25 protein-coding genes and 4 tRNA genes are annotated in these 21,541 nt (G+C 61.0%); 9 read left to right on the top strand and 20 right to left on the bottom strand.

What is annotated here, in order from left to right:
- Nucleotides 1-65 precede the first annotated feature (65 nt).
- The gene (locus tag EN861_RS15590) at nt 66-611 is read left to right on the top strand and encodes a hypothetical protein (protein WP_127279519.1); all 546 of its coding nucleotides are present in this window, start codon (nt 66-68) and stop codon (nt 609-611) included.
- An 11-nt stretch (nt 612-622) separates the two neighbouring features.
- Nucleotides 623-1,603: an NAD(P)H-quinone oxidoreductase gene (locus EN861_RS15585; RefSeq protein WP_135867793.1), complete on the top strand. Its 981-nt coding sequence runs from the start codon at nt 623-625 to the stop codon at nt 1,601-1,603.
- A gap of 305 nt (nt 1,604-1,908) precedes the next feature.
- Here the strand turns inward: EN861_RS15585 and EN861_RS15580 are convergent.
- The 5 genes from EN861_RS15580 to tuf form a co-directional block, all read right to left on the bottom strand.
- A tRNA-Trp gene (locus EN861_RS15580) sits at nt 1,909-1,984 on the bottom strand.
- Nucleotides 1,985-2,061: 77 nt separating this feature from the next.
- Nucleotides 2,062-2,613 (bottom strand): putative glycolipid-binding domain-containing protein, encoded by a 552-nt coding sequence (locus EN861_RS15575; protein WP_127280486.1) that lies wholly within the window; start codon nt 2,611-2,613, stop codon nt 2,062-2,064.
- A gap of 29 nt (nt 2,614-2,642) precedes the next feature.
- Nucleotides 2,643-3,125 (bottom strand): group II truncated hemoglobin, encoded by a 483-nt coding sequence (locus EN861_RS15570; RefSeq protein WP_127280487.1) that lies wholly within the window; start codon nt 3,123-3,125, stop codon nt 2,643-2,645.
- A gap of 95 nt (nt 3,126-3,220) precedes the next feature.
- Nucleotides 3,221-4,873 carry a hypothetical protein gene (locus EN861_RS15565; RefSeq protein ID WP_135867796.1) on the bottom strand — a complete coding sequence of 551 codons (1,653 nt, stop codon included), beginning with the start codon at nt 4,871-4,873 and terminating at the stop codon, nt 3,221-3,223.
- Between the two features lie 164 nt (nt 4,874-5,037).
- Entirely contained in the window at nt 5,038-6,213 is a 1,176-nt protein-coding gene (gene tuf / locus EN861_RS15560) for an elongation factor Tu (RefSeq protein WP_127869375.1), read from the bottom strand.
- A 292-nt stretch (nt 6,214-6,505) separates the two neighbouring features.
- Here tuf and EN861_RS15555 point away from each other — a divergent pair, with 292 nt between their 5' ends.
- The gene (locus EN861_RS15555; protein ID WP_127869376.1) at nt 6,506-7,393 is read left to right on the top strand and encodes a DMT family transporter; all 888 of its coding nucleotides are present in this window, start codon (nt 6,506-6,508) and stop codon (nt 7,391-7,393) included.
- A gap of 107 nt (nt 7,394-7,500) precedes the next feature.
- On the opposite strand, the gene EN861_RS15550 is transcribed toward EN861_RS15555, so the two are convergent.
- On the bottom strand, nt 7,501-7,758 hold the full coding sequence (locus tag EN861_RS15550; RefSeq protein WP_127279958.1) for a GlsB/YeaQ/YmgE family stress response membrane protein: 258 nt from the start codon (nt 7,756-7,758) through the stop codon (nt 7,501-7,503).
- Between the two features lie 130 nt (nt 7,759-7,888).
- Here EN861_RS15550 and EN861_RS15545 point away from each other — a divergent pair, with 130 nt between their 5' ends.
- Complete coding sequence (locus EN861_RS15545) at nt 7,889-8,353, top strand: YidB family protein (protein ID WP_135864264.1); 465 nt, start codon at nt 7,889-7,891, stop codon at nt 8,351-8,353.
- A gap of 77 nt (nt 8,354-8,430) precedes the next feature.
- Here EN861_RS15545 and EN861_RS15540 read toward each other — a convergent pair.
- The 5 genes from EN861_RS15540 to EN861_RS35455 form a co-directional block, all read right to left on the bottom strand.
- Nucleotides 8,431-8,504, bottom strand: a tRNA-Gly gene (locus EN861_RS15540).
- A 131-nt stretch (nt 8,505-8,635) separates the two neighbouring features.
- Nucleotides 8,636-9,244 (bottom strand): isochorismatase family cysteine hydrolase, encoded by a 609-nt coding sequence (locus EN861_RS15535; protein WP_135864262.1) that lies wholly within the window; start codon nt 9,242-9,244, stop codon nt 8,636-8,638.
- An 11-nt stretch (nt 9,245-9,255) separates the two neighbouring features.
- Complete coding sequence (locus EN861_RS15530; protein WP_135864258.1) at nt 9,256-9,666, bottom strand: DUF427 domain-containing protein; 411 nt, start codon at nt 9,664-9,666, stop codon at nt 9,256-9,258.
- Between the two features lie 388 nt (nt 9,667-10,054).
- Nucleotides 10,055-10,486: a hypothetical protein gene (locus EN861_RS15525; RefSeq protein WP_127869715.1), complete on the bottom strand. Its 432-nt coding sequence runs from the start codon at nt 10,484-10,486 to the stop codon at nt 10,055-10,057.
- Between the two features lie 254 nt (nt 10,487-10,740).
- The gene (locus EN861_RS35455; protein WP_167531185.1) at nt 10,741-11,175 is read right to left on the bottom strand and encodes a hypothetical protein; all 435 of its coding nucleotides are present in this window, start codon (nt 11,173-11,175) and stop codon (nt 10,741-10,743) included.
- 70 nt (nt 11,176-11,245) lie between these two features.
- Between EN861_RS35455 and EN861_RS15515 the strand changes: the two genes are divergently transcribed.
- Nucleotides 11,246-11,539 carry a hypothetical protein gene (locus EN861_RS15515; RefSeq protein WP_245512036.1) on the top strand — a complete coding sequence of 98 codons (294 nt, stop codon included), beginning with the start codon at nt 11,246-11,248 and terminating at the stop codon, nt 11,537-11,539.
- Between the two features lie 90 nt (nt 11,540-11,629).
- Here the strand turns inward: EN861_RS15515 and EN861_RS15510 are convergent.
- Nucleotides 11,630-11,714: transfer RNA gene (locus EN861_RS15510), tRNA-Tyr, on the bottom strand.
- A 184-nt stretch (nt 11,715-11,898) separates the two neighbouring features.
- Between EN861_RS15510 and EN861_RS15505 the strand changes: the two genes are divergently transcribed.
- Nucleotides 11,899-12,747 (top strand): RNA methyltransferase, encoded by an 849-nt coding sequence (locus EN861_RS15505; RefSeq protein ID WP_135864256.1) that lies wholly within the window; start codon nt 11,899-11,901, stop codon nt 12,745-12,747.
- A gap of 124 nt (nt 12,748-12,871) precedes the next feature.
- Here EN861_RS15505 and EN861_RS15500 read toward each other — a convergent pair whose 3' ends face one another.
- From EN861_RS15500 to gcl, 3 genes are all read right to left on the bottom strand, one after another.
- Nucleotides 12,872-13,846 carry a 2-hydroxy-3-oxopropionate reductase gene (locus EN861_RS15500; RefSeq protein WP_127280218.1) on the bottom strand — a complete coding sequence of 325 codons (975 nt, stop codon included), beginning with the start codon at nt 13,844-13,846 and terminating at the stop codon, nt 12,872-12,874.
- 135 nt (nt 13,847-13,981) lie between these two features.
- Complete coding sequence (gene hyi / locus EN861_RS15490) at nt 13,982-14,779, bottom strand: hydroxypyruvate isomerase (protein ID WP_135864251.1); 798 nt, start codon at nt 14,777-14,779, stop codon at nt 13,982-13,984.
- A gap of 71 nt (nt 14,780-14,850) precedes the next feature.
- Nucleotides 14,851-16,632, bottom strand: coding sequence for a glyoxylate carboligase (gene gcl / locus EN861_RS15485; RefSeq protein ID WP_135864249.1), 1,782 nt, complete (start codon nt 16,630-16,632; stop codon nt 14,851-14,853).
- A 207-nt stretch (nt 16,633-16,839) separates the two neighbouring features.
- On the opposite strand from gcl, the gene bhcR reads away from it, so the two are divergent.
- A complete protein-coding gene (gene bhcR, locus EN861_RS15480; RefSeq protein WP_135864246.1) occupies nt 16,840-17,661 on the top strand; it encodes an HTH-type transcriptional regulator BhcR in 822 nt (273 codons plus the stop codon).
- On the opposite strand, the gene EN861_RS15475 is transcribed toward bhcR, so the two are convergent.
- A complete protein-coding gene (locus EN861_RS15475; protein ID WP_127279644.1) occupies nt 17,662-18,021 on the bottom strand; it encodes a hypothetical protein in 360 nt (119 codons plus the stop codon).
- 122 nt (nt 18,022-18,143) lie between these two features.
- On the opposite strand from EN861_RS15475, the gene EN861_RS15470 reads away from it, so the two are divergent.
- Entirely contained in the window at nt 18,144-18,575 is a 432-nt protein-coding gene (locus EN861_RS15470; protein WP_127279643.1) for a hypothetical protein, read from the top strand.
- A gap of 88 nt (nt 18,576-18,663) precedes the next feature.
- On the opposite strand, the gene EN861_RS15465 is transcribed toward EN861_RS15470, so the two are convergent.
- The 3 genes from EN861_RS15465 to EN861_RS15455 form a co-directional block, all read right to left on the bottom strand.
- Nucleotides 18,664-18,969 carry a BA14K family protein gene (locus tag EN861_RS15465; RefSeq protein ID WP_127279642.1) on the bottom strand — a complete coding sequence of 102 codons (306 nt, stop codon included), beginning with the start codon at nt 18,967-18,969 and terminating at the stop codon, nt 18,664-18,666.
- Nucleotides 18,970-19,264: 295 nt separating this feature from the next.
- Nucleotides 19,265-19,486: a hypothetical protein gene (locus EN861_RS15460; protein WP_127279641.1), complete on the bottom strand. Its 222-nt coding sequence runs from the start codon at nt 19,484-19,486 to the stop codon at nt 19,265-19,267.
- 220 nt (nt 19,487-19,706) lie between these two features.
- Nucleotides 19,707-19,874 (bottom strand): hypothetical protein, encoded by a 168-nt coding sequence (locus EN861_RS15455; protein WP_127279640.1) that lies wholly within the window; start codon nt 19,872-19,874, stop codon nt 19,707-19,709.
- Nucleotides 19,875-20,032: 158 nt separating this feature from the next.
- On the opposite strand from EN861_RS15455, the gene EN861_RS15450 reads away from it, so the two are divergent.
- Nucleotides 20,033-20,108: transfer RNA gene (locus tag EN861_RS15450), tRNA-Thr, on the top strand.
- A 120-nt stretch (nt 20,109-20,228) separates the two neighbouring features.
- Here EN861_RS15450 and EN861_RS15445 read toward each other — a convergent pair.
- Complete coding sequence (locus EN861_RS15445; RefSeq protein WP_127869387.1) at nt 20,229-21,113, bottom strand: serine protease; 885 nt, start codon at nt 21,111-21,113, stop codon at nt 20,229-20,231.
- Between the last annotated feature and the right edge of the window lie 428 nt (nt 21,114-21,541).

The following is a 21,541-nucleotide window of genomic DNA, read 5'->3' as shown; positions in this document are numbered from 1 at the left end:
CCGGCAGCGCATATTTTCTCGCGTCGGGCGGGATGCTTCCGCCCCCAAAACCGAAGGAAAAACACATGGTTGCCGTTCTCGAAGACCGTATTCTGTCGCAGTCTGCCTATAGCGCCGAGATCGATGTGCCGCTAGAGGCTATCGACATCGCCGATTGGCTGTTCACCCTGCCGGAAGCCGAATACCAGCGCTGCTGCGTTCCTGACCATATCGCGGCCGGTGTTACCACGACGGATGATGGTCGCCGCATGTCCATCAATGTCGAGCAAATCGGCTCGGGCCTGGTCGTCCAGCATTATATCGCCGAGGTTGCCGAGAAGAACTATTGCCGGATGAATTCGATCTCCGATGTCTTCACCGCCAATGGCCGCACCCAGGTCAATGTGGTGTGGGAATTGATCGCTGAAGCCATGGACGACGGGCGCACCCGCTACACCAATCGCGTCACTGCGCATCCCACCGATGTGTTCATGGCTTTCCTCGCTGAACATGGCCTCTCCTATGAAGATGCCGCCAAGGCACGCCAAGACGCGGGTGGCGATCACAACAGCCGCGAAACCCCTATGTTTGCCGCCAGCATTGCCCGGCGCGCGCTTGCCAACCGCAAATAAGGTTCAGAGCCATGCGCGCTATCGTCTATGAAGAGTTCGGTGCGGCAGAGGTTCTGCATGTGGCCGAGGTTCCTGTACCCCACATCCGTCCCACCGATCTTTTGGTCAAGGTTGCTGCGGCGGGTGTCAATCGCGCCGATCTCCTGCAGCGCACCGGCTTTTACGGCGCGCAACACTTCGGCGAGAGTCCGCTTCTCGGGTTGGAAGTGGCGGGCGAGGTGATTGCAGTCGGCGATGCCGTAACAGACGTCGAGATTGGCGCGCGGGTGATGGCGATTGTCGGCGGCGGCGGTTACGGCGAGATTGCCCGCGTCGATCGCGCCATGGCGGCGCCCATTCCAGAGAGTATGCCCTTTCACGAAGCGGCGGCGGTGATGGAATCCTTTGTTACCGCCGTCGAGGCGGTTTCAAATCTGGCTCAAATCAACACCGGCCAAAAGGTGCTTGTCCATAGTGCGGCGGGCGGGATCGGCTCGGCTGCTGTACAGGTTGCCCATAGTTCGGGAGCGGTGGTGTATGCCACCGCATCCGCGTCCCGCCACGATGATGTGCTGAGCATTGGCGCAGATGTCGTCATCGATTACCGGACCGGCGATTTCGAAGCCGAGATTGCCGCGCGCACAGGCGGCACAGGAGTGGATGCGGTGATTGATTTTGTTGGCGGCGACTATCTCGCCAAGAATTTGCGCAGCCTGAGGCCGGGCGGGGTACTGGTGCAGGTAGGCATCTTGAACGGCCAGAATGATGCTGTCATTCCGCTCAATCTTGTTCTGCACAATCATCTGCGTCTCGTCGGCACGGTCATGAAGTCACGCACAGCCGCAGAGAAGCGGGCCATGGTCCAACGCTTCGCGGCGCTCGCCTTGCCGCTATTCGCAGCGGGGAGACTGCGTCCCTTGATTGATCACGTATTCCCGCTCGCCGAAGCCGCAGACGCCCACCGCCGGGTGGAAGCGGGCGGCGGCTTCGGCAAGATTGTGCTGACGCTGTGAGCCCCCACAATCTCGCGGCGGAGACCGTGTTCGCTCAGTGACATGAATGCTTCTAACCAACTGAAAAGATTGGTGGGCGGTACAGGATTCGAACCTGTGACCCTACCGTGTGAACGTCGAGCAGTGCCAAATCGGGCTGTCGTTGCGCCGATAGACGTGAACTTTGCCTTCCAGAATCGAGTGTTTTTCCGCCCACCCGCAAGACACTCCCTGCGCGCGTCCAAGTTTGTGCAAGATGTGTACGGCTAGTTTCGGCTTCCTCGCCCAGCAAGGCGATTTGTAAGTGCCTGATTTCCCTTAGAAAATGGCACGGGCAGCAGGGCTCGAACCTACGACCTGCGGTTTTGGAGACCGCCGCTCTACCAACTGAGCTATGCCCGTACACGTGCGCCTCGGCGCAGGCGCTTCCTAAAAGCTTCCGCACGCTCTGTAAAGAGTGGTTTGCAAGCAAACATGCCTTAACCCCTGCGCCAGAAATCGGGATAGTCGACGACCAGCCCCTCGGCATCGATCTCCAGTTCCCGCCTGAAGTCGCTGGCGCGCGATTCATAGAGGTAGCGCCTGCCCTCTTCGAGGCACGTGTAACGCTGCGGGTTGCGCACGACAGTGAGTGCCGGGAAATCGATGAAGGCAGTGGCGATCTCGGCACTCTGCCCGGCCGAAAGCGCCAGGCGCCGGATCGGCAGCGTGTTGGTAAAGGGCGTGACGGTGAGGTCGGGTTCGAGCACGCCCGCCAGCTCGGGCATCGGCACGCCGTCCCTGGTCCAATGACCATCGCCATCGGAGGCCAGGACAAGCGTCCGGCCATCGCCGATCATATCGACCGTGACACTCTTCGCGTGCCAGCCGGCATCGCAGGTAATGCGGTAGCGGACCGCAAATGGCGTCTCGCCCGAGCAGATGACGACAGAATCGGTCAGGAACCGGCCCGCTTGCTCCCCCAGCACAAGATGTTCGAAGCCGGGTCCATCCCACTCGCGCCAGCGCACGATCTTGGCATCTTGCGGCATCAATCATCGACCTCCCTGGCAAGCGGAAGCTATTTTGCGTCCGGCACCCGGTACGGCCCGCCAGGCACTCCCCAGCCCCAGGCGGGCATCGGTTCGGCCTCGGGATCGCAGGTCTCGCCGAGATTGGAATTCATCTTGGCCAGTCGAGACCCCCATTCGACGTAGCCCATGAAGGCGGAACGGAATTCTGGATCGTCCGGCAGGCCGACCTGATCCGCCGCGTCGGCGAGAAGATTGATCCAGCGGCGGCGCTGCTCCTCGGTCAAATGCTTGCCCAGATGATGCATGACCATTTCGCGGTGGCCGCCGAATTCCTCGCTGTAGGTTTTCGGTCCGCCGAAGACCTCACCGATGAAGGCGGCGACATGGGCCGGGTGATCCGGCGACATGTGTTTGAACACCGGGCCAACGACCGGATCCTTTGCCACCTTGTCGTAGAAGGTTTGCGTCAGCCGGTTCAGCGCCTCGCTGCCGCCGGCCCATTCGTAGAGTGTCGGAACGTCCTGGCTCATTCTCGATCCTTCGCCGGCCCCGCAGCCGCGACGATAGCGGAAATCGAGCATGGCTCAACCTGCCTCGATGGGCAGTTTGCCGACGTCGCCGTGCTCTACAGCTTGGCAGGCGCATCAGCCTGTGCATTGGCGGCTGGCAGGCCTTGGCAATTGTCGGGCTTGGCAATGGCCTTGCAAACCGTGGAGCCGGTCAGCGCGTCGACCGATTGCGGTCCCGTTGTCAGTCCAGCCTTCAGCATCGTGTCCGGGTCAAGTTGCCCCTCGGACGAGCGTCGCTCGATCGCCGCGAACAGAGCTGGACCGATCGCCATCTCGTTGAGATACGCCTTGACCACCAGCTTCTGTCCCATCGGATACAGGCTGAGCCGCGCCCGGGGCCCGACAAGCCGTCTGGCACCGCCGGCGACCATGAGCGCACAGGCAGAATCACACTCCACCCCGGCATCGATGGTCAACCCCGCATAGGCTCCCTCCGTGGCCAGGCAATTCCACGCGCCGGGGTCGCAGTCGACGAAATCGGTCCGGGCAACGGCGATGTCGAGCTTTCTTTCATGGATAAGTCGTCCCATTGCGAGAGCGCTGGGCAGGTCGCCACCGCGTGAACTGATGACGACAGGCAGCCGCCGATGGCCAAGCGTGGCCAGCAACTGCCGCAGTTTCCGCGGCGTCTGGTTCGTTATCGCACCTTCCGCCGATATCCATTCCGGACAGTCGGGATTGCACAGCGGGTTGCTGCCGCGAACCACGATGAAGCGCATGTCCCCGCCGGCCTTCGCGGTGTCCGGTTGAACGGGTCCGGCAGTCATGGATTTGTCCGCGGCCGATGGCGTCGTCTTGTTTGCAGGTCCAGCTACCTCCCGGCAGTTCGTGGCCGGCCGGTCCAGCCTGCACAGGCTTGCGGTGGTCAACAGATCTACCGTGTCCCGGCTGGTGACCAGCTTCATCGTCAACATGGCGTCGAGCGGAATCTGACGAATCTCGCTCGCCGGCGTGGCCTTCATGATTTCCAGCACGCCATCGCCTATACCCATTTCCCTCAGGTACACCGAAAGCGTCTTCTCGACAGTACCGCTCATCTCGTAGGTTTTGTAGCTGCCTGCGTTTTTACGGCTGACCACCTTGGTGCTGATGATCTTCTTCTTGCCGTTCACGATCCGGTACGTGGTCCGGTAGAGCAGCCTCTCGCGGTGGAACGTGGTGGTGATCTGGTGGACGCCGAGATAGCCGTAATCTCCAACCACGCGGCGGACACCGCCGGAAAACATCAATGGACAGGCCGAATTGCACATGGCTCCGTCGTCATAGGCCATCCCGAAATAGTCGGCACCCTTGCCCTTGCTGTCCTCGCAGTCGCCCATTGCCGGCTGGCAACCGGAAAAAACCGTCACGCCGACGGCGATATCGAGCTTGTTCTTGCGGATCATCCGGCCCAGGGCCAGTGCCGCATCGACATTACCGCCGGGCGAATTGACGACCACCGGCAATTGCCTTCCCTTGAGCGCCTTGAGCGTGCGCTTGAGGAGCGACGGCGTGTCCGCCGCGATGGTGCCGTCCGCCGATATCCATTCAGGACAGTTGGGTTCGCATCCCGGAGCGTTGCTGCGCACGACAACGAAGCGCATCGGCGGGATTTCGGGAGGCCCATCTTCCGCTTGCGCTGTCACAATAGGCAGCGCCATGGCGACGACGAGGCAAACCAGTGCCCACAACCGCCATGCCTTCCCATCGAAACGGCGCCTTGGAACCACTGTTGGCAAAGCTCCCTTAGTGCAACCTATACTAGTTGCAGCCATGACGCTTGCAACAGCTTTGAGAGGCCCTCGCAATACTTGCGCTGCCAAGCGCACGAAACGAAAAAAGGGCGGCCCCGAGGCCGCCCTTTCCTTGTCGAACCGGCAGCAGCCGGTCTCGATTATTCTTTGATGGTGACGACGATGCCGGCACCGACGGTGCGGCCGCCTTCACGGATGGCGAAGCGCAGCTTCTCTTCCATGGCGATCGGCACGATCAGCTCGACATCGACCGTGATGTTGTCGCCAGGCATCACCATCTCGGTGCCTTCCGGCAGCGACACGATGCCGGTCACGTCGGTCGTGCGGAAGTAGAACTGCGGACGGTAGTTGGTGAAGAACGGCGTGTGACGGCCACCTTCGTCCTTGGTCAGGATGTAGGCTTCGGCCACGAACTTCTTGTGCGGCTTCACCGTGCCCGGCTTGGCCAGAACCTGGCCGCGCTCGACGCCTTCACGGTCGACGCCGCGCAGCAGCGCGCCGATGTTGTCGCCAGCCTGGCCCTGATCGAGCAGCTTGCGGAACATTTCCACGCCCGTGCAGGTCGTCTTGGTCGTCGGACGGATGCCGATGATCTCCAGTTCCTCGCCGACCTTGACCACGCCGCGCTCGACGCGGCCGGTCACGACCGTGCCACGGCCCGAGATCGAGAACACGTCCTCGATCGGCATCAGGAACGGCTTGTCGAGCGGACGAACCGGCGTCGGGATGTAGGCGTCGACCTGAGCCATCAGCTCGCGGATCGCGTCCTCGCCGATCGTCTTGTTCGAATCCTCGAGTGCGGCAAGCGCCGAACCCTTGACGATCGGAATGTCATCGCCGGGGAATTCGTTCTTCGACAGCAGTTCACGAACCTCGAGCTCGACCAGTTCGAGCAGCTCGGCGTCGTCGACCTGATCGACCTTGTTCAGGAACACCACGATCGACGGCACGCCGACCTGACGGGCAAGCAGGATGTGCTCGCGGGTCTGCGGCATCGGGCCGTCGGCGGCCGACACGACCAGGATCGCGCCGTCCATCTGCGCGGCGCCGGTGATCATGTTCTTCACATAGTCGGCGTGGCCGGGGCAGTCGACATGCGCGTAGTGGCGGTTCTCGGTCTCGTATTCGACGTGAGCCGTCGAGATCGTGATGCCGCGCGCCTTCTCTTCCGGCGCCGCGTCGATCTGGTCATAGCGCTTGTATTCGCCAAAATACTTGGTGATCGCAGCCGTCAGCGACGTCTTGCCGTGATCGACGTGACCAATCGTGCCGATGTTCACATGAGGCTTAGTGCGCTCGAATTTACCTTTTGCCATAGTCTCTTTCCTTGGACGGCCTGGACCTTCAGTTCAGTCGAATGCGGGGCGATTAGCGAGAAAGGCCAAAAAACACAAGCGTCTTTTGCCCGGGCGCCATCTCACTCGGCCAGAACCCATGATCCGATTGCGGGGATATGGCACCGATATAGGGACGCGACATTGAAAATGGAATGGGCGAAGGCCGACGGAGCAATGCGGGGTTTCCTGCGGCTTTACATCCCTCACTGTCGGGTTTGTTGGCGGTCCATAGCCCATTGCGGCGACGATCCGCGTCTGATTTCCTGCGCAGATGCATTTCATCCCGACTGCCATTCGCGGCCCGCTGTTCATGATCGTCTCGACCGGGTCGTATCTGGTCAACGACACGATGATGAAGCTCGCCACTGCCGGCTTGCCGTCCTACGAAGTGCTCTTCCTGCGTGGTGCCGCGGCAACGCTGTGGGGCTTTCCGCTGTTGTTTGCGCTCGGCTACGGCAAGCAAGTCCCTCTGATCTTCGACAAGCGGGTGCTGGGAAGGAACCTGCTCGAGTTGGCGGCGATCCTCTGTTACGTCGTCGCGCTCGCCAACATGCAGATCGCCGATTCCACCGCGCTGGGGCAGATCACGCCGCTCCTGATGCTGGTCGGATCCTCGATCCTGTTTGGCGAGCGTATCGGCGGCCAACGCATGGCGCTGATCGGGCTCGGCTTCATCGGCGCGCTGATGGTGGCGCAGCCGACCATGCAAGGCATTTCGGTCTACGCCTTGCTGGCGCTCGGCAACGCGACATTCGCCGCCGCCCGCGATCTGGCCGGCCGCAAGATCACCGCCGAAGTGCCAGGAATGATCGTGGCGATCTCGGCGGTCGTCGTGGTCCTGATCGGCGCCGGCACCGCGCATCTGGTTTCCGAGCGCTGGGTGGCGCCGGAGGCGCATCACCTGCTGCTGATGGCGGGAGCCGGTTTCTTCCTGATCTTCGGCCACTTCTTCATCTTCATGGCCTACCGCGTCGGACCGACCGGAGCGGTAGCGCCGTTCTACTACTGCTTCACGGTCTGGGCCGTCATTTCCGGCCTGCTGGTGTTTGGGCAATTCCCCAATGCACTGGCGGTCTGCGGCATCCTGCTGGTCGTCTGCAGCGGGCTGACCATCGTGTCGCTGGACCAGCGCAAGCGTCGGCTGGCCGTGGTCGCCTGATCCGCGGCGGCACGCCGGCATATGGCTTCCGATGCCGTGAGCGCAGGCAGCACCGACGGCGGATTATCGCAATTCGGGATTCGGCAGAGCTGGTAGTCTGCCGACGCCTAGATGGTCCGCTTGCCCGAGAACTGATGATAGGCCCACAACACCACGACGGCACCCACGACCGCGACGATCAAGCTGTAGATGTTGAGGCCGGTGACGCCCGAAGCACCGAAGGCACTGAAGATCAGGCCGCCGACAATGGCACCGACAATGCCGAGCACGATATCCATGATCATGCCCTGACCGGTCTTGTTGACGATCTTGCTGCCGATGAAGCCGGCGATGACGCCGAGAATGATCCAGCTGATGATACCCATTTTTTTCCTCTCCATCCCCCGCCAACCCGACATTTTCATATGAATGTCAAAACCACAAGCCAGCTTGAAATTCCGCCCGATTGCGCCAATGTTGACGATGGGCAGGGCTTGGCCAGATGGAGGATCCACTATGGGACTTTTTGACAACGCCGTTCCCGGCGGCAACATCACCAAACCGCTGATGATCGCGCTCGGTGCGCTGCTGGTCGGAAAGATGCTGAGCGGCAGAAGCGCCGAACAGCCGGACCAGCCTCAAGCACCCGTGCCGGCCGATCCCACTGCCACCGGAACCGCATCTGGTGACGGCGGCCTGCTCGGCGGACTGGGCGGCCTGCTCGACAAGCTCAAGAATGCCGGCCATGGCAATGTCGCCGACTCGTGGGTCGGCACCGGGCAGAACCAATCGATCAACCCCAATGAGCTGGGCAACGCGATCGGACCGCAAGTCATTCGCGAGATCGCCCAACGGACGGGGCTCGACGAACAGGAGCTGCTCAAGCAACTATCGGCTGCCTTGCCCGGCATCGTCGACAAGCTGACGCCGAACGGCCAGGTGCCGCAGCAGCACCAGGTCGCGTCCGCGTTCAACGGCTAGCGCGGCGCACGCCAATGCCTGAAGCGCTGCGCGCCTGCCGCGCAGTGTTTCGGCTTGCCGACATGTAGCTGGAAATCTGGAGCGGGTAGCGGGAATCGAACCCGCACCAAGAGCTTGGAAGGCTCATGTGATACCATTTCACCATACCCGCGCACGCACGCCCTAGCTATTCGACAAGGTTGCGAAGGTCAAGAAGCTCTCGCGACCCAATCGACATTGCAGGCAAGGCCCGATGGCTGAGGCAAGTCGTAGGCATCGAATGCCTGGCAGACGACCGGCAAGTCAGACCCAGTTCGAGAGAACCGTCTCCATCTCGACCGTCTCCACCTGCTGTGCGAACCGTTGGTGATAAACGGTCAACAGCGCGTCATGCGTGGCATCGGAAGAACTGCACAGCGCGTCCGTAACGAGAACCACGCGATAGCCGAAATCGATCGCTCCGAGCACCGTAGCCAGAACGCACACGTCGGTTTCGCCGCCGGTGATGACCAGCGTGTCGATGTCGCGTTCGTTCAGAAAGGCCCTGAGGTGACCTTCGAACCAGGGCGAGTATATGTGCTTGTCGATGACGGCCGCCGGCGGGCAGTAAGCGGCCAGTGCCGGCAACAAGTCGACCATTTCGGACCCGATATTTTCGATCGCCATCGAGGCCCAGCGCTCATAATAGCGCTTCCATGTGCCAACGCCCTGCCCGGGCTTTTGTGCGGGCAGGAAGCGCGTGAAGACGGTCTCTGGCGCTCGTCTTTCGACCAGCCTCTCGATTTGAGGAAGGACACGGGTGATCCAGGGGGTCGCCCATTGCGACGGCTCGGCAAACAGCCTTTGCATATCCACGCAGACATGCATGCATCGGCGCCCCAACGGACCATATGCCAAGCCCGGCATCGACATGGAAGATAATCCTATTCCATGACATGGGGGGTGTGCTGTTTGTCCTCCATCGGGTCGACATCGATGCGCGCCTTTCGAGGATCGAAAGCGCCATGACCTGCAATGGCCCGCGCTGCAGTATCGGGCGTCTCGTATGTCCACATGAAGTCGTCGGCCGAGCTACCGACAGCATGGACCCGCCAATAGCTCGCGGTTCCCTTGAGCGGTGAGCTGCTTGTGGTGTTGGTCTTTTCGAAAAGGTCGAAATAGATGTCCTCGAAAGGGACAAAGAATGTCGGCTCCTGTCCCTCTTCCCTGAGAACTTTCGCGTGCTCCGTGGCCGCGACCACGGCGTCGGAAAATCGCACCGTCACCGTTCCGGCAAACGGTTCTATGGTCAGTTCGCGAAAGTCGTGTCCTGAAGTTGCGGCTGAAGTTTGCATCCGAATTCTCCCTGGCTATCGTTTCGATCTACCAATGGAGACGAAATGCGCGGTGATGCATCAGGTTCCAGCTTGTGCGATTGAAGCCGAATGGACCGCTGAGCAGCGATTATCAGCTGCCGAAACTGTTGAGAAAGCACATCAACAGCCGCGAAACCTCTTGTGAGGCCTCACGTGTTGGAAGTGCCCGACAGCGTCCAGGACCAACCGTCTGTAGGACGCACAGTGCCCGTTTGCCGCCGCCGTCGCCGGCGGGACGCAGAAGGAGTAACGTGCAGCCGTTCGGCTATGCCACGAACACAGGGACTGATCGACAAGACGGATCAGGTGGGTCGCACCGTGCGGTCGCGAACAGATGACGGTCCTCACCTGAGCCGCCCGGCACGCATCAGAACATGATCCTTTGCCTCAACCAGGCAAGAAACCTGTTGCCGCCAATTGTCGCGCGGACCCGAGCGGCGGCCCACCCCGCTTTCATGGTGGCGCCTACGTGACAATCGCAAACGATGTCGTGCAGTTGCCAGTCATTCAGTTCGAAGAAGCGCTTGGCCTCGCCATAAGTGTCATCCCTTAGACCCGACGCGCGCAGCACCGGGTCTTCGAAGGCAACAGCGATCGCCGACCCTTCGCCGCGTGCCATGGCGCGTACCTCCGGATGCAGATGTTCGGTCCCTCTAAACGCGCCAAGGCATCGCTCGGGATTCTGATCGAGAAGTTCGGCCCATCGCGCGATCCGCTCTTCTCGGGTCATTTCCGAATGTGGCGCCGAGGATTCAATCCTGGCGACGGCCTGCAGTTGGTCGAGTGTCTGGTGTTTCATGGTCAACTCCTGTCGTGAAGGGAGAAGCGCCCACGCCTTCAAGGAAATTATCGCGCGGCTGTGCTTCGACAAGGCGCGAAACCGGAAGAATTCGGCGCCACCGAACGCGACTGACCGGATCCTAAATGCGCTGACAGCGGTCGCTGAAAGGCGCGCATTCTATGAACCTCTGCGGGCCTCTGCTGATAGAGGGCCGGTCTCCCATAGCGACCTAGCACCCCGGCGGGCAGTCCGGAGGTTGCGTTTATCGCATCCTACTTCTTGATAATGTTCCCGTCGCGCAGGTCGAATGCTTCGGTGCCGCGAGCCTGGCGGTAGAAATCGTCCTGCAATTCACCCCATTCGCCGAGGAAGGCACCGCAATTGCTGCAATAAATTGGCGTCGACTCCTTGGCATCGTCGGGAATGTCCATCTGGATCGTCCCGCAAGCCTTGCAATCGAGTTTGTCGTCCAATTGGCGTCCCATTTTCCAATGATCGCGCATTTGGAACCAATTGTCGATTTCGTAGGGAGGCACGATTCCAAACCAGCCGCTCCGGCGGCAAGCGGGCGACTGAAATTGCGCAGCGGCTGCCGTGGTACGGAACCATCGCCCGGCACAAGGGTTGTCCTCGACGTTTCGAAAAAAGCAGGGAATGACGATGCGGATGTTGATGATAGTTGCCGTGCTTTCCGGAGTGGTCGTCACGCAGCCCCTCCATGGGCAAGCCATCAGCCCGCAGGTTCCTCTGCTGACACCCGTTCCTCAGACGACACCCTTGGAGCCCGAGCCGGACCAGATACCGCTGCCCGAGCAAGGGGCTGCCGACCAGAATTTCACCGGTGTTGCCATTGTCGCCGTCGAGGATCTGCCCGCGGAAATCAAAGCGCAGGCGGAAGCCGTGATTACCCAGACAAGTGCGGAAGATCTGCTGCGGCTGCAGAACTCCATCGACGCATCGCCTCAGGCAACAACGGCGCTGAGGGCGAACGGGCTCAACTCTTCACAGGTCGTGGCCGCCAACATCGATGGTGATGGCACGCTGACATTGATCATCCAGACGACAACGTGATCGGCACCCGGGGTGCCGGATTGACCCGAAAAGCGCGATGCACCTTTTCGATCCGATGTTTTTCACGTTTCAGGGCTTCCGGGCCGGCAGTGGTGGAGAGGGTTGGATTCGAACCAACGTAAGCTAAGCTAACGGATTTACAGTCCGTCCCCTTTAACCACTCGGGCACCTCTCCAGTCTGCCGCCGGAGCCATTCACGCCGATCCGGACCCGAGTTGTCTTCTCCGAAATCAGCGAAGCGCCTTATGGCGGCAAGGCCAGTGGGTGTCAACCGCGCAGGAAGGGTTTTTCGATGTTGTTCGCCGGCTGCGGCGACAGGGCATATCCTTGGCGGGAGGAGACGGCTATAGAAGCCGGCCATGAGCAACAATTCCAACACCCCGAAAGACACCCACTACGCCAAGCTCCGCCGCGCCTTTCGCGACGAGAAAAGCGGCGGCGCGCCGGCGTTCAGGCCTCGCCAACCCGTACCACCGGGCGAAAACGCCGGGGATGGCCTGGTGCGCCTTTATGGCCTGCACACTGTGCGAGCCGCGCTCGACAATCCGCGCCGCCGGATCAAAAAAATGCTGGTGACACGCAATGCCGCCGAACGGCTCGAGATCGGTGATCTTGCCGCCCTGCCCTTCAAGGCGGAACTGGTCGAACCCAGGGACATCGACAAGGTCACCGGGTCGGACGCCGTGCATCAGGGCGTGCTGATAGAGGCCGAGCCGCTGAAGCCCAAGCGCCTCGACGCGCTTGGCGACACCAGGCTGGTGCTGGTGCTCGACCAGGTCACCGATCCGCACAATGTCGGCGCCATCCTGCGTTCGGCGGTCGCCTTCGGCGCCGGCGCGCTGATCACCACGGCGCGCCATAGCCCGCAAGAATCGGGCGTGCTGGCGAAATCCGCCTCCGGCGCGCTGGAGCATATCGACCAGATCGAGGTGAAGAACCTCGCCGACGCGCTCGGCCAACTGCACGAGGCCGGCTTCCAGACCATCGGGCTCGATTCGGACGGGCAGGCGGAACTCGAAACCAGCTTTGCCGGCGACAGGATAGCACTGGTACTCGGCGCCGAGGGCAAGGGCCTACGCCAGAAGACGCGCGAGACGGTGACGACACTGGCCCGCCTCGACATGCCCGGCGCCATCCGCTCGCTCAACGTGTCGAACGCCGCGGCGGTGAGCCTTTATGCGGCGCGGGCATTTCTGAAGCGCGGCTGAGCCGCGGCAAGCCGCCTGCCAAAACATCTCGAAACGAGAAACGGGTTCCAGCGACAGCGCTGGAACCCGTTCTTGTGTAGGACAAGAGCTGGCGGCCTGGGAACATTGTGCCGCCCTCTCCCGCCTATGCCGCTTTGCCCTTCACTTCAGCCGCCTCGCCGCCGACCTCGAAATTGGCCATCCGCTCCAGCGCCCTGACCAGCGCCGAGTGATCCTCCTTCGCCCCGCCATTAGCGGCGCAGGAGTTGAACAACTGCTGGGTGGTCGATGTATTGGGCAGCGACACGCCGAGCGCCTTCGCACCCTCCAGCGCCAGGTTGAGATCCTTCTGGTGCAGTTCGATGCGGAAGCCCGGCGCGAAAGTGCGCTTGACCATGCGCTCGCCATGCACTTCGAGAATGCGCGACGCTGCCAGCCCGCCCATCAGCGCTTGCCTGACCTTGGCCGGGTCTGCGCCGGCTTTCGATGCAAAAACAAGCGCTTCGGCGACGGCTTCAATGGTCAGTGCGACGACGATCTGATTGGCGACCTTGGTCGTCTGTCCGACGCCATTCGGCCCGACCAAAGTGATGTTCTTGCCCATTTTCTCGAACACGGGTTTCGCGCGCTCGAAGGTCTTTTCGTCGCCGCCGACCATGATGGTGAGGGATGCGGCCTTGGCGCCGACTTCGCCGCCCGAAACCGGCGCGTCGAGATAGTCGCAGCCGAGTTCGTTGATCTTCTTTGCGAATTCCTTGGTCTCGATCGGCGAGATCGAACTCATGTCGATGACGAGCTTGCCTTCGGAGAGGCCAACGGCAACGCCGTTGTCGCCGAACAGAACGTCGGCCACCTGCGGTGTGTCGGGAACCATGGTGATGATGATGTCGGCCGCCTTGGCCACGGCGGCATGGCCGGTGACAGTCTTCAGCCCCTTGGCGGCAAGATCGGCTGGTGGCTTCGAGCGATGGTCACTGGCGATGACCCTATAGCCGGCATCGAGCAGGTGCCCCGCCATCGGCGCGCCCATGATGCCGAGGCCGATGAAGCCTATGGTTTCCATTGTGGTTCTCCTGAATATCTCGTTCGACTTCGTCGAAAGGCTGGCGCTGCCCCTCATCCGCCTGCCGGCACCTTCTCCCCGTATAGTGACGGGGAGAAGGGAAGCGCTCCGACGCTGGCGATGCCCTCTCCCCGTTCTTCACGGGGAGAGGGCAAGGGTGAGGGCAGCGCCGACGTTGGTAGTTCCCGACGGCTAAGCCGCCGCGCTGCCCTGCCCGGCTAATTCCCGAAACCAGCCCAGCCCGGCGTCCGTACCCGCCTTTGGCTTGTATTCCGCACCCACCCAGCCGGAATAACCAATCCGGTCGATGTGTTCGTAGAGGAACGGAAAATTGATCTCGCCCGTCCCCGGCTCGTGACGGCCGGGATTGTCCGCAAGCTGGATATGCGCGATGCGGGGAAGGTTCGCTTCGATGGTACGGGCGAGATCCCCCTCCATGATCTGCATGTGGTAGATGTCGTATTGCAGGAACAGGTTCTTGGAGCCGATGCGGTCGATCAGCGCTAGCGCCTGGTCGGAATAATTGAGGAAGAAACCCTCGATATCGCGCGTGTTGATCGGTTCGATCAGCAACTTGATGCCGGCCTGCTCCAGTTTCTCCGCCGCGAAGGCAAGGTTTTCGGCGAAGACATTTTCAAGCGTGTCCCGTGCAATGCCCTGCGGCGCAATGCCGGCCAGGCAGTTGACCTGCTTGCAATCCAGCGCCTGCGCATAGGCGATCGCCTTGGCGATGCCCTGGCGGAACTCCGGCACGCGGTCCGGCAGCACGGCGATGCCGCGCTCGCCCTTGGCCCAGTCGCCCGCAGGCAGGTTGAACAGCACTTGGGTCAGGCCGTTCTTATTCAGGCGGGCGGCGACCACCTCGGGCGCATGATCATAAGGGCCGATATATTCGACACCCTTGAAGCCGGCGCGGGCGGCGGCATCGAAGCGGTCGAGGAAATCGTCCTCGCCAAAGAGCATCGACAGATTGGCTGAAAAACGCGGCATTCTTTTTCTCCCTGGAGTATCGGACCCAAAAGTGGAAACCAGTTTTGGGGCAATCCGATGCTCAAACAAAATCAGTCGAGCATCACGATCGCGGTCGGCGCGTCTTCCTGACGTTCGGCAAGGTCCTCGAATTCGGTGATCTTGTCGATCTCGGTGCCCATCGAGATGTTGGTGACGCGTTCGAGAATGAATTCGAGCACGACCGGAACCTGGTGTTCCTTCATCAACCGCTCCGCTTGCTTGAAGGCGCCGGCGAATTCCTCCGGCTTGCGCACCCTGACCGCCTTGCAGCCCATCGCCTCGGCGACGGCGACATGGTCGACGCCGTAGCCGGCCTCCGGATCGTCAGTCCGGTTGATGTTCTCGAAGGCCAGGCTCACCTCATAGTCCATCGAGAAGCCGCGCTGCGCCTGGCGGATCAGGCCAAGATAGGCGTTGTTCACGACGACATGGATGTAGGGCAGCTTGTGCTGCGCGCCGACGGCCAGTTCCTCGATCATGAACTGGAAATCATAGTCGCCCGACAGCGCCACGATGGTGCGGTCGGGATCGGCGGCGCGCACGCCGAGTGCTGCCGGCAGGGTCCAGCCGAGCGGGCCGGCCTGGCCGCAATTGATCCAGTTGCGCGGCTTGTAGACATGCAGGAACTGCGCGCCGGCAATCTGTGACAGGCCGATCGTGGTGACATAGGTGACGTCGCGGCCAAACGCCTTGTTCATCTCCTCGTAGACACGCTGCGGCTTCAGCGGCACCTGGTCGAAATGGGTCTTGCGTTTCATGGTCTTCTTGCGGTCCTGGCATTCCTTGGCCCAGCCCGACCAGTCGCGCAGCTTGCCCGCCGTCTTCCACTCGGTGGCGACGTCGAGCAGGATCTTCAGCGCCGCACCCGCATCCGAGACAACGCCGAGATCCGGCGCGAAGACACGGCCGATCTGCGTTGGCTCGATGTCGACATGGATGAATTTTTTTCCCCTGGTATAGACGTCCACCGAGCCGGTGTGGCGGTTGGCCCAGCGGTTGCCGATGCCGAAGACGAAGTCGGCTTCCAGCATCGTCGCATTACCGTAACGGTGCGAGGTCTGCAGTCCACACATCCCGGCCATCAGCCGGTGGTCGTCGGGGATGGCGCCCCAGCCCATCAGCGTCGGGATGACCGGAACGCCCGCAATCTCGGCAAATTCGATCAACAGGTCGGACGCGTCGGCATTGATGATGCCGCCGCCGGCGACGATCAGCGGCTTCTCAGCCCCATTGAGCATCGCCAGCGCCTTTTCAGCCTGGGCGCGGGTCATCGCCGGCTTGAACGGCGCCAGCAGCTCATAGGCATCGATGTCGAACTCGATCTCGGCCAGCTGGACGTCGACCGGCAGGTCGATCAGCACCGGACCTGGGCGCGACGAGCGCATCAAGTGGAACGCCTTCTGCAGCGCCATCGGCACCAGATAGGGCTCCATCACCGTCACCGCCCATTTGGCGACGGGCGCAGCGATGGCGGCGATGTCGACGGCCTGGAAATCCTCCTTGTTGAGGCGCGCGCGCGGCGCCTGTCCGGTGATGCACAGGATCGGAATGGAATCGGCCGCGGCCGAATAGAGCCCGGTGATCATGTCGGTGCCGGCCGGCCCCGAAGTGCCGATACAAAGACCGATATTGCCCGCCTTGGCGCGGGTATAGCCTTCGGCCATATGCGAGGCGCCCTCGACGTGACGGGCAAGGACATGGCGGATGGTGCCCCTCGCCTTCATCGCGGAATACAGCGGATTGATCGCCGCGCCCGGCACGCCGAAGGCGCAGGAAATGCCTTCCTTTTCGAGAACGAGAACAGCGGCATCGACAGCGCGCATCCTGGCCATTTCCAGCCTCCACGAGATGATTGTTGGATGGCTAAGGATGTCACCGGGCGGGTAATTTTTCAATTTTTCCAGAATATTTTTTCATTTCTAGAAAACAGCTTCTACCAACTGATTTTGTTTCCTTTTCCCTTTTCCAGGATTTGCACCGAAAATTTCATGAAAAACTTTTTCATTGCATCTTGGCAGAAACGGCCGAGAATGCCGACCATGGAAACCAGCGAAAAACGTCAGCGCGGGCGCCCGCGCTCCTTCAACGGTCCAGCCGAAGCTTCCTCGGTGCAATCGCTCGACCGGGCCTTGCGTATCCTGGCCATTGTCGCGGAAGGCAGCGGCCTGTCGCTGAGCGAGATATCGGCGCAAAGCGGGCTCGCCGCCTCCACCGCCTACCGCATGCTGACGACACTCCAGAACCACGGCATGGTCGAGTTCGATACGTCAGACCAGCTCTGGTCGATCGGTGTCGAGACCTACCGCATGGGCGCGGCGTTCCTGCGCCGCCGCAAGCTGGTCGACCGCGCCCGCATCGTCATGCAGGAATTGATGGAGAATACCGGCGAGACCGCCAATCTCGGCGTCGCCGAAGATGACTGCGTGGTCTTCGTCAGCCAGGTCGAGACGCATCAGGCGATCCGCGCCTTCTTCCGGCCCGGCACGCGCAGCCCCTTCCATGCTTCCGGCATCGGCAAGGCGGTGCTGGCGCATCTCGAACCGGAGCGCGTCGGCACCATCCTGCGCAAGGCGGGCCTGCAGCGCTATACGGACAAGACCCTGTCCGACATCTCCGCCCTCGCCCACGATCTGGCTGTTATCAAGCATCGCGGTTGGTCGGTCGACGACGAGGAGCGCCACCCCGGCATGCGTTGCGTCGCCGCCGCCATCTTCAACGAGTATGGCGAACCGATCGGCGGGGTTTCGGTGTCGGGGCCGACCGTGCGGGTGACGCCGGAGCGGCTGGCCGAGATCGGACCGTTGGTGCGCAATGCGGCAACCGAAGTGACGCGGATGATCGGCGGCGTGCAAGCCGGCTGATCAACCCGCGCCGGGCAGCGCGCTTTTGGCCGCTATGTCGAAGAAATCGAGCAGGATCGCCATGCCGACGCCGCAGGCGGTGAAGACGAGGCCGGCCATGAAGATGCGGTTGGCGCGCTCATAGACCCGCCGCTGCAGGGACCTTGTGTCGAGCAGCAGCGACAGTGCCCGCATCTGCAAGGCGATGCCGACCAGGATCGGCAGAACGGCGACAAGGTGGTAGGTCTGCCACGGGATCGGGTTGGCGGCCCAATGGGTTATGAAGCCCAACGAAAATGCCAGCAGGATGCCGACAGTGGTGACCGTGCCGTTGCGGAAAACCGTTTCGATCAGGTCTTCTTTCGGGTCCTGCTCGTCCAAGCCACCCTCCCCTCAGTTGGCACCGGGATAAGACTAGACGCTCCGAAAATCGCTGTATACCGCCGGCCGCATGGGATTTGACCGTCTTGCCGTGGCGCCTGGATGCATGCGAAAGGGCGCGAATGAGGAAACCGGTTCAGCTTTTGCTTGTGACTTCACTTTACGGGTGCGTGGCGGCGGCACCTCGACCCGATGCCGGCGACCAACGCGTCAATCCCATTCCGATCTCGCTGGCGCTGGAGGAGATCATCACGTCCGGTGTCCGCCAACACCTGCCGGATCCGGCCTCCGCCAAGTTCGGGACGATGCTCGCCGGCGAGCGAACGCTGAACGGCCACCGGGAGATTGTGATCTGCGGCACCGTCAGCGCCAAGGCCTCGTCGGGCGTCCATGGCGACAAGCCATTCATCGCCAAGGTCTATCCGGAAGCCGCAAGCAGCTTTGAACTGGTGGCGATAGGCGACGAGACGGAGGCAGCCCGGCTTCAAATTGGCGGCTCCTGCCGCGCGGCCGGTTTGCCGACCCTCGACACCGACACGAAGACGCACCTCTAGAAAAAGACGGTGTTCAAACGACAAAGAGGGGCTGCCTAGCAACCCCTCTTTCCTGTCGTTGGTCCACCTTCCTGTCGTCTGCCTCCCCTCAGAGCCGGCAATAGTGGCTGTAGCCATCATGGCCGATATAGGTGTCGGAATCCGGATCGTAGCTCGCGTAGCGCTCGAAGCAGCGGCGGACGTGCCAGGAACCGCCATCTTCGTCGACATAGACAGTGCGCGGCTGCTGCTGGGCAAGCAGGCTGCCCAGGACGAAACCGCCGACGCCGGCGGCGATGCCGATGCCGAGGTCGTGGTGATGCGAGTGAGCCGCCGAGGGCTGGACGGTGCCGACCAAAGCGGCGGCGGCGACGGTGGTGGCGATGAGGCCGGAAACGAGTGTGCGCTTGAACATGACGATCTCCTTGCTTCGTTGACCGAGGCGATCCATCCGCCTCTTGATCATCTGTCGCCGCGGCATTGAAAAAGGTTCGACGGGGTTTTGATTTTTTTCGAACAAGCAGGAATCCGCTGCCTGAAAAGGCGGCGGCCCTCGCCGGCGTTGATCATCGAGACCCGTGCGCTTCGGCACATTGCGCCAATCGCGTCATCGCCCGTGGCGGCGACAGGAGGCGCCGTATCCATGCAAAAGGGCGGCCGAAGCCGCCCTTTCCTGCACTGGTGTCTTCAATCACGCCGCGAGACTGCGCTCAGTAGATGATGATGTGGTGGCGATGATGATGGTGATGGTGATGGTGGCCATAGACCCACCAGTAATCCGGGTAGTCCGGGTAATCCTGGTAGTAGAGGTAGTCGTCGTAATGATGATGGCGATGCATGCCATGAGCCGACGAAGACTGAACGGTGCTGGCGAGCGCGCCGGTTGCAACGACGATGGCGAGGAGGCCGGAAACGAAACTGCGCTTGAACATGATGATCTCCTGGATCTCTGATCGAGGCGACCATTCGCCTCTGAGGATCAGTCGGCGTTGGGCAGCGAAAGGTTCGACAGGATCAGGAGATTTTTTGTGGCAGTAGGCAGTAGGCAGTAGGCAGTAGGCAGTAGGCAGTAGGCAGTAGGCAGTAGGCAGTAGCGAAACGGCACCATGCGCATCCGAACGATGCAACCCCCATTCCCTATTCCCTATTTTCTCACCCCATGCCGGTGATATGGCGCAGCCAGAAAGCGAGCGCGATGAAGCCGATGATCGTGGTGACGCCGGTCCAGTCGACATTGGCCTTCTTCACGTCACTGATGAGCTTCACCAGCAGCATCCATGCCACGACAACGATAGGGAGAATGATGACAAGCCGTATCATGCGACACTCCGTTCAGCGCATTTGCACCTGCCCCGTTATGTAGGAAGCGCCTTCGCGGATTTCAGCACGCAGGCTCGGAGCATCATCCACCACGGCTGAGGTCCAAAAACGGAGTTTTGTCTTTACTGGCGCAACAAATATGCTAACCGGAGCGCCGTGCCCTTGTAGCTCAGCTGGTAGAGCAGCGGTTTTGTAAACCGAAGGTCGGCGGTTCGATTCCGTCCGGGGGCACCAAAATCAGCTACTTAGTCGCATTTCCACACTCAAAAGGTGCTGGATCAGGCCGTCTTGGGTAACCTCTGGGGTACAAGTGCAATTGTGCAAAGTCGGGTGCAGCAAGGGATAAATTGGAGTTCAGGTGGCTCTGTCGCCACCCATGCTTTGCGGGTTCTCTGCCACATACGCGTCGATCGCCAACCCCATCTCTTCAATTCGAAACGCCTTGACGCAATAGCCTAAGTGTATTGTCACGTCCGTGCGTGCGACCTGAAAATTCGTAGGGACTGGCGCGGGAACTATCTTACCCTCCGCCGTCATCATTGGCCCCGAGTGGAGGACGCCGATCAGGAAGATTTGTGGCTCGGCAATTAGGGCTACGTTGCCCTGACCATCGGGCATCATGCTTTCAAAAAATGCAAAAATAGGTGAGCCGGATGAACCTCCGAAAGCAGCGATATCAATCACGAAATTAGTTTGCCCGAGGTAGTTGGCTCGATAGTGGGTGGCCAGCGTTCCACGTCGCACCACGGGAAGATTGTTTGCTTCGTCCATAATTCCATTTGGAAAGCCGACCATGAGAACGCTGGTTGCAGCGTGCAGGATCGCCTCGACGTGAGATAATGCGAAGTTGTCTTTGGTAAGTTGCAAAAGATGTGGATTTTTGCCGTCCCCTATCAAGCCTTCGATCATTGGATTGAGCGGGATCGCAGCCAAATCGACGTTTTCATCAGGGTGTTCAAAGATTGGCAACTGTCCAGGTTCGACCCGCACCTTGTTGGAAGGCCCGAAAACACGGTTTCCCTGATGATCGATGGCAGCGAAATCGAATTCGATCCACGTTTTTCCGCTCAACACGTGCTTGTTGGAGACAATCAGTGGAACATCTTTCTCATCGACCTTCAGTCGATAGAAGAATCCCGTCCCGGTGTGGACCGCTCTATTGTTTGCTCTGTCTCCTGCACGAATCCGTACGACGGTGTAAGGCAATCCTGCAAGACCATTCCGATCAGAGAGAGCCATTCTTTACCTTCCTAGCGTTCGCAGTGATGGTCGTAGTGCATAGACCAAGTTGGGACGCCACAGCTCGCAACTAGGGTGGCGCATTCATTTCCGTGGCAGCCTGTGAATTTTGCCCGCCACGGTCGCAAATATTGCAAAATCGCGCACGCTCAACCGTGCTAAAAGCTGAAAGCCCTTTTTGCCGTGGCAATTGATGAGCGCTGCGGGTTTCCCAACAGGATGATGCGAGCAGTTTTTGGACGATCCGCGCAATGTTTGCCATTCGCGCAGATCGCCTACGGCGAGGTCGATCCAAGGGGGCACTCACGCTGCCATCAACGATGGCCGTACGCTGGCCCCTGGAGTGGTCGTCCTCTCTATCAGACTACAATATGCGCCCAATAGAGAGACGCCTGTCCCCAGAGCCGTCGCCTTGCCACAGACATGTA

Origin of the sequence: Mesorhizobium sp. M8A.F.Ca.ET.218.01.1.1 (assembly GCF_004791165.1) — a bacterium.
Classification (GTDB): Bacteria; Pseudomonadota; Alphaproteobacteria; order Rhizobiales; family Rhizobiaceae; genus Mesorhizobium.
The sequence above is the reverse complement of the archived record's forward strand: the minus strand, read 5'-3'. Positions and strand labels throughout refer to the sequence as shown.